Below are 11,797 nucleotides of genomic sequence, written 5' to 3' on the forward strand. Positions count from 1 at the left end.
CGGTCCCGGCCCTGGAGTCCGTCATGTCCGACACTGTCCCTCAAGAGGCACTGGTCCTGCGCGAGGTTGCGCTGGCCGATGCTGTCGCCTGCCAGAGGCTGTCGCACGCCGTCGGCTGGCCGCATCGCGCCGAAGACTGGGAGATGTTGATCGATCTCGGCCATGGCGTCGTTGCGACGCAGGGTGAGGAGATCGTGGCGTCGGCGCTGTGGTGGCCCTATGGCGAGACCCACGCCACGCTCGGCTCGATCATCGTCTCGCCCGCGCAGCAGGGCGGCGGCATCGGCAAGCGCTTGATACGCGCGCTGCTCGAACAGACGCAGGGGCGCTCGCAACTGCTCAACGCCACGGTGGCGGGCGAGCCGCTTTACGCCAGGAACGGCTTCGTGCCCTGGGGCGGCGTGCTCCAGTATCATGGCGTCTCGCGCGCCGACGCCGCGCCGGTGCTGCAACCCGGCGAGACGCTGCGCCTCGGCGGCCCCGATGACCTGCTGCTGTTGGAGCGGTTCGATACGCAGGCGACGGGACTGCCGCGCAAACCGGCGCTCGAGGTGCTCCTCGCTTGCGGCGAATGCATCGTGCTGGAGCGAGACGGCGAGCCCGTTGGCTTCAGCGTCTTGCGCCGCTTCGGCCGGGGGCATGTCATCGGCCCGGTGGTCGCCGCCAATGGCGGCGATGCGCAAACCCTGATCGCGCATTGGCTGCATGAGCGACGCGGCCAGTTCCTGCGGATCGATGTTCCCTTGGATACCGGGCTGGAGGATTGGCTGACGCAGAGCGGCCTGAAACCTGCAGGCCCCGTGACCTCGATGGTGCGCGGCGAAAAACCGGTTCCGTCAGGTCCCGCACGGCTTTACGCGGTGATCAACCAGGCACTCGGCTGAATCTCGGCCAGCCGGGAGCGAAAGGATCAATGCGGATATGATGGCGCTTCACTCCAAATCCGACCAGCCGGACATCGTCGATGGCATGGTCGAATATGTCACCATGTCGGTGCTGGCGCTGCATCGCGACCTCGTGCCCTATATCGCCATGCAGCGCAGCCAGGGCTGGCAGCAGATGCGGATATTGCCGGCCTCGATCCGCCATGTCGGCGTTCTCGGGCTGGGCGCGCTTGGCGAGGCCGCTTGCCGCAAGCTCGCGGGCTTTGGCTTCCAGGTCGCGGGCTGGAGTGGTTCGCTGTACGAGATCGACGGCGTCGCCTGTTCTGCCGGTCCCGACGAGATGGCGGAATTTCTCGCCCGCAGCGAGATCCTGGTGTGCCTGCCGCCACCGGCCGGAGAGGTGCGCGTCGGGCTCGATGCCGCGCTTTTTGCAAAACTGCCGCGTGGCGCGCGGCTGCTGAGCGCGGGTGGCCGCGATCATCTCGATCAGGATGCGCTGCTTGCAGCGCTCGACGATGGCCAGATTTCGGCCGCTGTGCTCGATGTCTCCTCCGAGGCGCAGCTTCCAAAGGGCCATGTGCTCTGGAGCGACCCCCGCGTGCTGATCACCAGCCATATCACTGGCACGATTTAGCGGGCGACGCCGTGCTTGACGCCTTGCGGCGCTGTTGCGCCGGGGTAGCACTGCCTGGATCGGTCGATCGTCAGCCGCGATTGAGAGAGCTCGAAGCACGATCTGCTGTCGCCGCGAGCCAATAGCGCAGGGGATATCGCCGCGGCCCGCCACACCACGCCGACAGCATGGCGGCTTGCCTCTAGCCTTGTGACGAAGCGGCGTCAGCGCCGTGAGCAAGGAAAGCGGATCCATGCAAGAGCCCGTTCTTGATTTCGGCGAAAAGCTCCCGCCCGGGATCAACCCCGGAATCCGGCGTGCGCTTGTCCATATCGAGCGGAATTTCACCGACAGCGTCTATCTTGAGGACCTCGCCGTTCTCGCAGGCCTGAGCGTCTGTCGCTTCGTCACGGTGTTTCGCCGGCAGGTCGGCCTGACGCCGCATCGCTTCATCTGTCACCGGCGCATTCGCCATGCCAAGGCGCTGCTGCGCGAGGGCGTGCCGATGGCGCAGGCCGCATCCGAAGCCGGTTTCTTCGACCAGAGCCATCTCTCGCGCCATTTCAAGAGCATCTGCGGCGTGACGCCCGGGCGCTATCTGCGCGACCTCACGCAGCCCGAGAGGCCTCGGGCCGCGCGCGGCGGCTATGTCCAGGCCGTCGCGGTCTGACGCGCCCGATCCTTCGTTTTCCAGAGCATCCACTCATCAAGGCCTATGTCCATGACCGTCAATTCGCTCGAAGCCCTCGACCGCATGCATTGGGTCCACCCGGTGGCGAACTGGGCCGGTCATGAGAAGCGCGGCGTCACCATCATGAAGTCGGCCAAGGGCGCCTTCATCACCGATACGGACGGGCATGAATTGATCGACGGCTTCGCCGGCCTCTGGTGCGTCAATGTCGGCTACGGGCATGAGAGCATCGTCGAGGCGGCTGCGGCGCAGATGCGTGAACTGCCCTATGCGACCGGCTATTTCAGCTTCGGCAGCGAGCCGACGATCCTGCTCGCGGCCAAGCTCGCCGAGATCACGCCCGGCGACCTCAACCACATCTATTTCTCGCTGGGCGGGTCGGACGCGATCGATGCTGCGCTGCGCCTCATCCAGTTCTACTACAATGTCACCGGCCGGCCGACGAAGAAGGCGATCATCTCGTTGGAGCGCGGCTATCACGGCTCGAGCTCGACGGGCGCCGGCGTCACCGCGCTGCCAGCCTTCCACGCGAATTTCGATTTCCCCTCCCATGTCCGGCACTACGTCGCCGCTCCTTATGCCTATCGCAACCCGACCGGTTCCGACGATGCGGCGGTGATCGCAGCCAGCGTCGCCTCGCTGCGCGCCAAGGTCGAGGAGCTCGGAGCGGACAATGTCGCGGCCTTCTTCTGCGAGCCGGTCATAGGCTCCGGCGGCGTCATCGTGCCGCCGAAGGGTTGGCTCAAGGCGATGCGCGACACGGCGGCCGAACTCGACATCCTCTTCCTGGCCGACGAGGTCATCACCGGTTTTGGCCGCACCGGGCCGATGTTCGCCTGCGAGGCGGAAGGCGTGGTGCCGGACATGATGACGATGGCGAAGGGACTGACCTCAGGCTATGCGCCGCTGGGTGCGCTCGCGATCGGCGAGAAGGTTTACAACGGCATCAAGGACAATGCCCCCGACGGTGGGCCGGTCGGCCATGGTCAGACCTATTCCGGCCATCCCGTTTCGGCCGCCGTCGCCCTCGAAGTGCTGCGGCTCTATGACGAGGGCGGCATCCTCGCCAATGGCCAGCGCGTCGGAGCTTATTTCGAGAAGAAGCTGGCAACGCTCGCCGACCATCCCCTCGTCGGCGAGGTCCGGGCGCGCGGCCTGCTCGCCGGCATCGAGCTCGTCGCAGACAAGGCGAGCAAGGAGAAATTCTCCCGCGCGGCCAGGCTGCCGGAGCATCTCTTTGCGCGTGGTTACGCCAATGGCGTGATCTTCCGGGCCTTCGGCGACGACATCATCGGGCTCGCTCCGCCGTTGTGCTGCAGCGAGAGCGAGATCAACCTGATCGTGACGCGCCTGCGCCAGACGCTCGACGACATGCTCGCCATTCCCGAGGTCAAGGCGGAGCTGCGCTGAGCGTGGCGATGCCGGCATGATCCTCGCTTTGCCGAGGCCAGCGGAACCGTCTACGCTCTCCCGGCCGGTGAGACGAGACCCTCCGGCTTGAGGAGCGTGATGGTGAGGCTTTCGTCGTGACACCGGGCGTGCGGCTCGACCGCATCGACATGAAGATTCTGGTCGAACTCCAGAACAATGGCCGGATGACCAACGTCACCCTGGCCGATGCTGTGGGCTTGTCGCCAAGCCCCTGCCTGCTGCGGGTGAAGCGGCTGGAGCAGGCCGGTTTCATTTCCGGCTATGGCGCGACGATCAATCTGCAGAAGCTCGGCGAGACCATCACGGTCTTCACCGAGATCACGCTGGCCGACCATACCAAGGAGTATTTCATCCGCTTCGAGACCGCGCTGCGGCGGGTCGATGAGGTGGTGGAATGCCATCTGGTCAGCGGTGGCTATGACTATCTGGTCAAGTTCGTGACGCGCGGGCTGACGCATTACCAGTCACTGATCGAGACGCTGCTCGACCGTAATCTCGGCATCTCGAAATATTTCAGCTACATCGTCATCAAGACGCCGATCCAGAAATCGGGTTATCCGCTGCCGGTGCTGTTCGAGATCTGATCCCGTCGCATTCGGGCGCCTCGGCCTGAATGCGAAGAATGTGACCGATTCCAAGAGTTGAGAGCACTGCTCTTGCGAAAAATCGGTACCGATTTTCTCGCGCCAGACGCTGACCGCCTAGCGAGATCAGCCCAAGGCCTGGTTGACCAGCCCGAAGGTACGTGCCGCGCCCTGCGCACCGTGATTGCGCCCCCGAATCATCGTCGTCACGCTGTCGAAGATCGTCATGCCGCTGGCTTCGAGGAAGCCGCCGAACAAGCCTTGCTCCTGGGCGGTGTCGACGCGTAGGAAGGCGCCTTCATGTGCAGCCACATGCGGCCGCGTCAGCGCGATCGCCATCGCGTCGTCCTCGGCGACGATCGGCCCGACGACATGGCCGCGGCCGAAGCGCCGGCACAGCGCAAAGCCGACGGCTTCACCATTGCGCTCGACGATCGTCCCGGCCGACTGGGCCATCAGCGCCACGATCACCCGCGTCCGGTCAGCGCCATAGGCCATGCTATCCAGCCGGGCGATCGCGTCGCGGTCGGCTGCGGCGATGTCGCGCACCGCGATGCCGTCCTCGGTTGCAGGCTCCGTCAGTTGGGCCCGGCCCTGATGCTGGAAGATGCGGCCGACCGGCTCGAAGCCGAGCGAGCGATAGAGCCGATAGCCGGCCCGTGTCGCATTGAGACGCAGATCGCGTGCGCCGGACTGCTCGAAGATGGTGTCCATCAAGCGCCGCCCCGCGCCTTGCGCCTGCAGCCTGGGCGAGGTGATGACCATGCCGCAGGTGGCGAAATATTCGCCAAAGGGCCACCACATCGCCGAGCCGAGCGCGCGTCCGATTGCGTCGCAGGCGACGAAGCCGTGCCCGACCTCGAGCGCCAGGCGCCAATCCTCGGGGCGGTGCGGCCAGCCGACACCGATCGAAAGCTGATGCGCCTGCACCAGATCGGCCTCGGTCATCGCCCGGATATCGATATCGTAGTCGAGCTTGCGCTTGGCCGTTCTGTAAACCACCGCTGCTGGCCTCGTGCGAAATGGAACGCAAGTATAGGTCCGTCGCGAGCATTCGAGAATAGTAAAATTCATACAATACAGGGGCTTAACTTGGTGCAAGCTGAGACGGTGGGGCTGGATCTGATCCAGGGTCGACATTTGCCCTGAATTGGCTCGATACGCTTCACGCTCCCTGATAACTCATGCCGACGCGCGGACCCGAACGCTTATGAAACTGGAACCCTATTGGCTCGATTCGGCGCCGCGTTTCGATGCGGATACGGCTGGACCTCTCGCCGGCAAGGTCGATGTCGCCATCGTCGGCGGCGGCTTCACCGGCCTGTCGGCGGCGTTGGCGCTGGCGAAATCCGGCGCGAGCGTGGCTGTCCTGGAAGCAGGCCGCGTCATTGGCGAGGCTTCCGGCCGCAATGGCGGGCATTGCAATAACGGTACGGCGCATGATCTCGCTGGCCTCGCCGCGAGCCTCGGCCTTGAACGTGCGAGCGCGCTCTACCGCGCTTTTGATACCGCCGTCGACCAGGTCGAGGCGCTGGTCGCGGAGGAGGCGATCGATTGCGATTTCCGTCGCACCGGCAAGATCAAGCTTGCCGCCAAGCCCGAGCATTTCGCCAAGCTCGAGAAAAGCGCCGAATTGCTGCAGCGCACGGTCGAGCCCGATCTCGTCATCGTGCGGCCGGAAGAGACCAGGACCGAGATCGGCTCGGACGGCTTCTATGGCGGCCTCGTCTTTCCGCGCGGAGCCCATATGCATATGGGCCGCTTCGGCGCGGGCCTTGCGAATGCGGCGGCGCGGCGCGGTGCCGGCATCTTCGAGAATGCCCGCGTGACCGGCCTTCACCGCTTGAACGGCAGCGCGCATCGGGTCGTGACGACGCGCGGCGGGATCGAGGCCGGGCAGGTCCTGCTTGCGACCGGAGCCTCCCGAGAGGGCCCTTTCGCCTGGCTGCGGCGGCGCATCGTCCCGGTCGGCAGCTTCATCATCGCGACAGAGCCGCTCTCGGACAATCTCGCAGCCTCGATCATGCCGACGCGGCGCACCGCGACGACGACCAAGAATATCGGCAACTATTTCCGCCTGACGCCCGACAACCGGTTGATCTTCGGTGGGCGGGCGCGCTTTGCGCTGTCGAGCCCGAAATCGGACGCCAAGAGCGGCGCGATCCTGCAGGCGCGGATGCTGGAGCTTTTCCCCCAGCTCGCCGGCACACGCATCGATTATTGCTGGGGTGGGCTGGTCGACATGACCTCGGATCGCCTGCCGCGCGCCGGCGAGCGCGACGGCCTGTTCTACGCGCTGGGCTATAGCGGCCATGGCACGCAGATGTCGGTGCATATGGGGCAGATCATGGCGCGCGTCATGGGCGGCGACGCCAAGGCGAATCCGCTGGCCGGGCTCGACTGGCCCGCCGTGCCCGGTCATTTCGGCCCGCCCTGGTTTTTACCCTTTGTTGGCGCCTACTACCGCTATCAGGACTGGCGGCACTGAGCCTGTCCCGAAACTCTACTCCGGCGGCCGTCTGACGCAGCTTTCTGCGTTTCCGGTGCTCACGGACAGGGAGCCGATCATCGCTGTTGGGACTGGCGCCACTGACGCCGCCGCTTCATCCGTCATTGCGAGGAGCGTAGCGACGAAGCAATCCAGGGGACGTAGAGCGTTGCCCCCTGGATTGCTTCGCTTGCGCTCGCAATGACGGCTAGGCAGCCGCCTTCTTCTGCCCACTCATCGCCAGCAGCACGAGCACGAAGGAGGCCGCCGTCAGCAAGGTTGAGATCGAGGCGATGGTCGGGTCGATCTCGTCGCGCAGCGCGGTGAACATCCTTCGCGTCAGCGTCTGATACTGCCCGCCCGAGACGAAGAGCGAGATGATCGTCTCGTCGATCGCCGAGATGAAGGCGAAGATGCCGCCGGCGAAGACGCTGGCCTTGATCTGCGGCAGCGTCACGGTGAGGAAGGCGCGCAGGCGGTTCATGCCGAGGCTGCGCGCCACCATCTCCTGCGCTGGATCGAAGCTCTGCAGCCCGGCGACCACCGAGGTGATGACATAGGGCAGGCCGAGCATGACATTGGCGAGAACGAGCCCGGGCAGCGTCGCGATCAGGCCGACCTTCGCATAGACGAAGAAGATGCCGATCGCGATGATGATGATCGGCACGATCAGCGGCAGCATCAACACCATGTGGAGCGAGCGCATAAGCCGGCTTTGCGAATTGCTGATGGCATAGGCGGCGGCTACGCCGAGCGGCGTCGCGAGCGCGACCGTCAGCGCCGCGATCGTCAGGCTCACCTTGGTCGCCTGCATCCAGGCCGGGTTGCCGAAATACTCCTCATACCAGCGCAGCGAGAAGGACGGCGGCGGGAAGGTCAGGAAGCGCGTGCCGGAGAACGACATCGGCACGATGATCGCGAGCGGCACGATCAGATAGGTCAGCACCAGCCCGACGAAGAGGCCGAAGGCGAGACGCGGGAGGAGGGGATGTTTCATTTCTGCCCCAGCATCTTGTCGAGCGGGATGATGCGTCCGACCAACATGAAGATCGCCAGCACGCAGACGAGCAGCACGACGCCGATCGCGCTCGCGGCGCCCCATTGATTGTAGAGCTCGACATTCCGGCTCACGACCATCGAGATCATGATCGTCCGGCCGCCGCCGAGCAGCTCAGGCGTGATGTAGAAGCCGAGCGTCAGTACGAAGACCAGCGTCAGCCCGGCGATGACGCCAGGCAGGGACAAGGGCAGGAACACGCGCAGGAAGCTATGGAGCGGCCCGCCGCCGAGGCTGGCTCCGGCCAGCATCAGCTCGCGCGGGATCTTCTGCATGGTCGAGTAGAGCGGCAGCACCATGAAGGGCAGCAGGATATGGACGGTCGCGATCACCGTGCCGAGCTCGTTATGCACCAGCGCCAGCGGGTCGCTGATCAATCCGAACCGTTCCAGTACCTGATTGGCCACGCCCGTGCGCTGCAGCAGCACGAGCCAGGCATAGGCGCGCACCAGGACGCTGGTCCAGAACGGCAGGATCACGAAGGACAGGATCAGCATGTCCCAGGGCCGCCTGGCATGGGCGGCGGCATAGGCGACGGGATAGCCGAGGATGAGCGTCAGCACCGTGACCGTGAACGCGATGCGGAAGGTCAGCAGAAAGCTGCGCCAATAGATGTCCTCGCTGAAGATGCGCTTGTAGTGCTCCAGCGTGAAGCCGCCATCATAGAAGGACTGGCCCATCAGCCAGCCCACGGGCAGCACGACGAGCGCCACGATCACGATCACGGCCGGCGAGGCGAGCAGGAGCATCAGCCCCTGTTCGCGGCGCTGGTAGCGAAGGGATGGGTCGATCGCGCTCATCTCGTCTCTTCCGTCATGCTCGGGCTCGACCTGAGCATCATTTCAAGAGGGTCTCGGGTCCGCGCCTGGCGCGGACCCGAGAATGACGTTCCTCACTTCTGGGTGAAGGCGAGCCAGCGCTTTTCCGCCGCTTCGCCGGCGGCCGAGGTCCACCAGGCATAGGACATCAGCGCCTGGGCCTTGGCGTTCGCCGGGGCACTCGGCAGCTCCGCGACGCGCGCCGCCGGGATCACGCCGGTGTCATAGGCTTTCGGGTTGGCTGGGCCGTAATCGATCTGCATCGGCAGATTGGCCTGGTGAACCGGGTCGACCGCCTCGTTCAGGAACTTGATCGCGGTCGGCAGGTTCGGCGCACCCTTGAGCACGCAGAGCGAGGTGCTTTGCAGGATGCCCTGGTTATAGGTGTAGGTGACCTTGGCGCCTTCCTTGACTAGCGCGCTGATGCGGCCGTTCCAGGCCATCACCATGTCGACCTCGCCATCGTTGAGGAGCTGGGCCGACTGTGCGCCCGAGGTCCACCAGACGGTGATGTTGGGCTTGATCTCCTCGAGCTTCTTGAAGGCGCGGTCGACATCGAGCGGGTAGAGCTTGTCGGGCGCGACGCCGTCGGCCATCAGCGCGGCTTCGAGCGTGGCGAGCGGGTGGTTGCGCAGCGAGCGCCGGCCGGGGAACTTCTTCACATCCCAGAAATCGGCCCAGGTCTTGGGCGCGGTGGCCGCATCCGGGTACTTCTTCAGGCTGTAGCCCATCACGCTGGAATAGAACTCGTAGGCGACCGAATAGTCGCTGCGATATTCCGCCGGCATCGCTGCTGCGTTCGGGATCTTGCTGAAGTCGAGCTTCTCGACGATGCCCTGCTCGCCGCCGCGCAGGCAGAAATTGGTGGCGACGTCGACGACATCCCAGGTCGGCTTACCCGTGGCGACCTGCGAGCGCATGATCGGCCAGGCGTCGGGCACGCTGTCCTGGTTGATGGTGATGCCGAGCTTCTTGGCGGCGGGGTCGAGGATCGCGATCGTCTGTGCCTTCTGATAGGCGCCGCCCTGCGAGACGAAGAGCATCTGCTCGGCGGCGAATGCCGGGACCGTGCTCATCAGCGCCATGGCGAGACCTGCAGTAGCGCAGGCAAGCCGGGTGTTCACGCGTCGTTTGGCCAAATCGTGCTTAAGCATGTCTAGTCCCCTGTTTTTGGATCGGATCTTCGAGCTACCGTCCGATCGCGTCTAGAAACTGATACCAGCCGGCAACCATGCGGACGGCCGGTTCTCGAAGCGGGTAGAAGGGAACGCGCCGCATACGGGCAGCGTCGAGCAGCCCGACATCGGGCGCCTCGCCACGCGCGAAGGCTGCAAGGTAGCGCCCCATCAGGCTCGACATCGCGACGCCCGCGCCATTGTAGCCCATGGCGAACAGCACGCGATCGTCGAGGCGCCCGACATGGGGCACCGAGTCGAGCGTCATCGCGACCAGCCCGGACCAGCGATAGGCCAGGGGCACCTCCGAAAGCTGCGGGAAGATGCCGGTCATCGCCTTGTGCAGGGCGCGGAAGGCGGTGGGAGAATCCTTCTTCCCGAAGGCGCCGCGTCCGCCAAAAATCACCCGGTCGTCGACCATGCGGAACCAGCGCATCATCCGCTTGGTCTCGGTATAGGTCCGCCGAGTCGGCATCACGCTCGCCGCCAGATTGGGCGAGAGCTTTTCGGTTGCGATGATGGCGCTGCGGAACGGGATCAGCGTGGTGCGGAACGCGGCCGTCGCCGGAGTCAGGTCGGAATAGCTGTTGGTGGCGATGATCGCCTGCCGCGCCCGCACGGTCCCGCCTGGCGTCTCGACCAGCACGCCGCTGCCCTCGCGCCGCAGCCGCAAGGCCGGCGTTTCGGCATGGATCGCGATGCCGCGCTTGGTGACGCCGCTGGCAAGGCCATGCAGGTAGTTCAGCGGGTGGATGCCGCCGGAGCCGGCATTGAGCACGCCGCCGACGAAGCCGTCCGAGCCGGTCTCCTCGCGCACCTGATCGGCGCTGAGCACCGACATGGTGGTGTCGCCGAGTTCGGCCTTCAGCCATTGCGCCTCGGTGATGGCGTAGTTCAGGGTCTCGTGGTTATGCGCCGCCTTGACCTGGCCCGAGCGTGTCAGCGCCGCGTTCTCGATGCCGAATTCATCGACGAGCTCGGAGACCATATCGGTCGCCTCAAGCGCGATATCATACATGCGCCGCGCCATGTCCCGGCCATAAGCGGCGGCAATGGCGGGGAAGGAGATGCGGAACTTCGCGGTGATGACGCCGCCATTGCGCCCGCTCGCGCCCCAGCCCGGCCGGTTGGCCTCCAGCACGATCGGCTGGAGGCCGCTTTGCGCCAGGTGATGCGCTGCCGACAGTCCCGTATAGCCCGCGCCGATGATGACGACATCGGCCTGCGTGTCGCCCTGCAAAGGCGGCAGGTCGCGCAATGGCGCAGCCGTTGCCTGCCAGAGCGACGGCGCGGGGTCGAGGGCTTGCCAGGGCGCTCGGCTGGACACTGGCACTTACGCCTTCTCAGCCTCGACCGCGTCGGCGAGCGCCGCCAGGGTCGGGAAATGATAGTCGGGCCTGGTCAATTCCGGCACGGCCGGCGTGCCGCCGAAACCCTTCTGGCCCTGGCGCCGCTCGATCCAGCAGGTCTTGTAGCCGAGCGATTTCGCGACGCCGATGTCGTGATACTGGCTCTGGGCTACATGCAGGATCTCCTCCTGCTTGTAGCCGAAGGCAGACTGGCGGCCGCGGTTGAAGGCGAAGAACAGCGGATCGGGCTTGGGGTGGACCGCCTCGTCGGCGGTGACGCTGTCGTGGAACGGGTTGCCGAGCGTGTGCGAATAGAAGGTGAAGGTCGAGCGGTCGGCATTGGTCATCGCGACCAGCCGGTAGTGCTTGCGCAGCCGCGCCAGCGCCTGGACGGAATCCGGGAAGGCCGGATGCTGCAGAATGGCGTATTGGAAGGAGTCGGCGGAGGCCTCGTCGGCAGGCAGGCCGAGTTCCTTGGCAAGGTGGATGTAGACGAGCTTCATCACCTCGCTGGAGCGCTCGTAGTTGAGCTCGCGCCCCCTAAGATAGGGCGCGAAGATCTCGTCGTCGCTCAGCTTCGCCGCCGCTGGCCCGCCGATGCGGCGCACGGCATTGAGAACGCCGCTTTCGAAGTCGATCAGCGTGCCGACGACATCGAATGTGAGAACCTTGAAATCACTGAGCGCCATGGCGTCGACTTCTCTTGG

Annotated in this window: 12 protein-coding genes; 6 read left to right on the top strand and 6 right to left on the bottom strand. The window is 65.3% G+C overall.

The genetic code is table 11. The features are described from left to right. Positions 1–23: 23 nt before the first annotated feature. The 5 genes from BMZ97_RS21240 (at position 24) to BMZ97_RS21260 (ending at position 4,203) form a co-directional block, all read left to right on the top strand. The gene (locus BMZ97_RS21240) at positions 24–884 is read left to right on the top strand and encodes a GNAT family N-acetyltransferase (RefSeq protein WP_092174301.1); all 861 of its coding nucleotides are present in this window, start codon (positions 24–26) and stop codon (positions 882–884) included. Positions 885–924: 40 nt separating this feature from the next. Beyond that, on the top strand, positions 925–1,518 hold the full coding sequence (locus BMZ97_RS21245) for an NAD(P)-dependent oxidoreductase (RefSeq protein ID WP_175525658.1): 594 nt from the start codon (positions 925–927) through the stop codon (positions 1,516–1,518). Between the two features lie 232 nt (positions 1,519–1,750). After that, entirely contained in the window at positions 1,751–2,167 is a 417-nt protein-coding gene (locus BMZ97_RS21250; protein WP_092174307.1) for a helix-turn-helix transcriptional regulator, read from the top strand. Between the two features lie 51 nt (positions 2,168–2,218). Beyond that, positions 2,219–3,598 carry an aminotransferase class III-fold pyridoxal phosphate-dependent enzyme gene (locus BMZ97_RS21255; protein WP_092174723.1) on the top strand — a complete coding sequence of 460 codons (1,380 nt, stop codon included), beginning with the start codon at positions 2,219–2,221 and terminating at the stop codon, positions 3,596–3,598. A 116-nt stretch (positions 3,599–3,714) separates the two neighbouring features. Further along, the gene (locus tag BMZ97_RS21260) at positions 3,715–4,203 is read left to right on the top strand and encodes an Lrp/AsnC family transcriptional regulator (RefSeq protein ID WP_092174309.1); all 489 of its coding nucleotides are present in this window, start codon (positions 3,715–3,717) and stop codon (positions 4,201–4,203) included. A gap of 126 nt (positions 4,204–4,329) precedes the next feature. On the opposite strand, the gene BMZ97_RS21265 is transcribed toward BMZ97_RS21260, so the two are convergent. Then, complete coding sequence (locus tag BMZ97_RS21265; RefSeq protein WP_175525659.1) at positions 4,330–5,205, bottom strand: GNAT family N-acetyltransferase; 876 nt, start codon at positions 5,203–5,205, stop codon at positions 4,330–4,332. Between the two features lie 208 nt (positions 5,206–5,413). Here BMZ97_RS21265 and BMZ97_RS21270 point away from each other — a divergent pair, with 208 nt between their 5' ends. After that, positions 5,414–6,691, top strand: coding sequence for an NAD(P)/FAD-dependent oxidoreductase (locus BMZ97_RS21270; RefSeq protein ID WP_092174315.1), 1,278 nt, complete (start codon positions 5,414–5,416; stop codon positions 6,689–6,691). Between the two features lie 208 nt (positions 6,692–6,899). Here the strand turns inward: BMZ97_RS21270 and BMZ97_RS21275 are convergent, their stop codons facing one another. The 5 genes from BMZ97_RS21275 to BMZ97_RS21295 all read right to left on the bottom strand — a co-directional run bounded on the left by BMZ97_RS21275 (position 6,900) and on the right by BMZ97_RS21295 (position 11,779). Next, on the bottom strand, positions 6,900–7,688 hold the full coding sequence (locus tag BMZ97_RS21275; protein ID WP_092174319.1) for an ABC transporter permease: 789 nt from the start codon (positions 7,686–7,688) through the stop codon (positions 6,900–6,902). Next, the gene (locus tag BMZ97_RS21280; protein ID WP_244546528.1) at positions 7,685–8,548 is read right to left on the bottom strand and encodes an ABC transporter permease; all 864 of its coding nucleotides are present in this window, start codon (positions 8,546–8,548) and stop codon (positions 7,685–7,687) included. The genes BMZ97_RS21275 and BMZ97_RS21280 overlap by 4 nt, the downstream gene beginning before the upstream one ends. 92 nt (positions 8,549–8,640) lie before the next feature. Beyond that, the gene (locus BMZ97_RS21285) at positions 8,641–9,651 is read right to left on the bottom strand and encodes an ABC transporter substrate-binding protein (protein WP_175525667.1); all 1,011 of its coding nucleotides are present in this window, start codon (positions 9,649–9,651) and stop codon (positions 8,641–8,643) included. A 103-nt stretch (positions 9,652–9,754) separates the two neighbouring features. Beyond that, positions 9,755–11,068 carry an NAD(P)/FAD-dependent oxidoreductase gene (locus BMZ97_RS21290; RefSeq protein WP_092174325.1) on the bottom strand — a complete coding sequence of 438 codons (1,314 nt, stop codon included), beginning with the start codon at positions 11,066–11,068 and terminating at the stop codon, positions 9,755–9,757. Positions 11,069–11,074: 6 nt separating this feature from the next. After that, positions 11,075–11,779: an HAD-IA family hydrolase gene (locus BMZ97_RS21295; protein WP_092174328.1), complete on the bottom strand. Its 705-nt coding sequence runs from the start codon at positions 11,777–11,779 to the stop codon at positions 11,075–11,077. Between the last annotated feature and the right edge of the window lie 18 nt (positions 11,780–11,797).

Origin of the sequence: Allobosea sp. OK403, from assembly GCF_900113835.1 — a bacterium.
Taxonomy (GTDB): domain Bacteria; phylum Pseudomonadota; class Alphaproteobacteria; order Rhizobiales; family Beijerinckiaceae; genus Allobosea.

Excerpts from the sequence above, each read along its gene's own strand:
- BMZ97_RS21240 (WP_092174301.1), top strand. The coding sequence starts at position 24 with ATGTCCGACACTGTCCCTCAAGAGGCACTGGTCCTGCGCGAGGTTGCG.
- BMZ97_RS21245 (WP_175525658.1), top strand. The coding sequence starts at position 925 with ATGGCGCTTCACTCCAAATCCGACCAGCCGGACATCGTCGATGGCATG.
- BMZ97_RS21250 (WP_092174307.1), top strand. The coding sequence starts at position 1,751 with ATGCAAGAGCCCGTTCTTGATTTCGGCGAAAAGCTCCCGCCCGGGATC.
- BMZ97_RS21255 (WP_092174723.1), top strand. The coding sequence starts at position 2,219 with ATGACCGTCAATTCGCTCGAAGCCCTCGACCGCATGCATTGGGTCCAC.
- BMZ97_RS21270 (WP_092174315.1), top strand. The coding sequence starts at position 5,414 with ATGAAACTGGAACCCTATTGGCTCGATTCGGCGCCGCGTTTCGATGCG.
- BMZ97_RS21275 (WP_092174319.1), bottom strand. The coding sequence starts at position 7,688 with ATGAAACATCCCCTCCTCCCGCGTCTCGCCTTCGGCCTCTTCGTCGGG.
- BMZ97_RS21280 (WP_244546528.1), bottom strand. The coding sequence starts at position 8,548 with ATGAGCGCGATCGACCCATCCCTTCGCTACCAGCGCCGCGAACAGGGG.
- BMZ97_RS21285 (WP_175525667.1), bottom strand. The coding sequence starts at position 9,651 with ATGGCGCTGATGAGCACGGTCCCGGCATTCGCCGCCGAGCAGATGCTC.
- BMZ97_RS21295 (WP_092174328.1), bottom strand. The coding sequence starts at position 11,779 with ATGGCGCTCAGTGATTTCAAGGTTCTCACATTCGATGTCGTCGGCACG.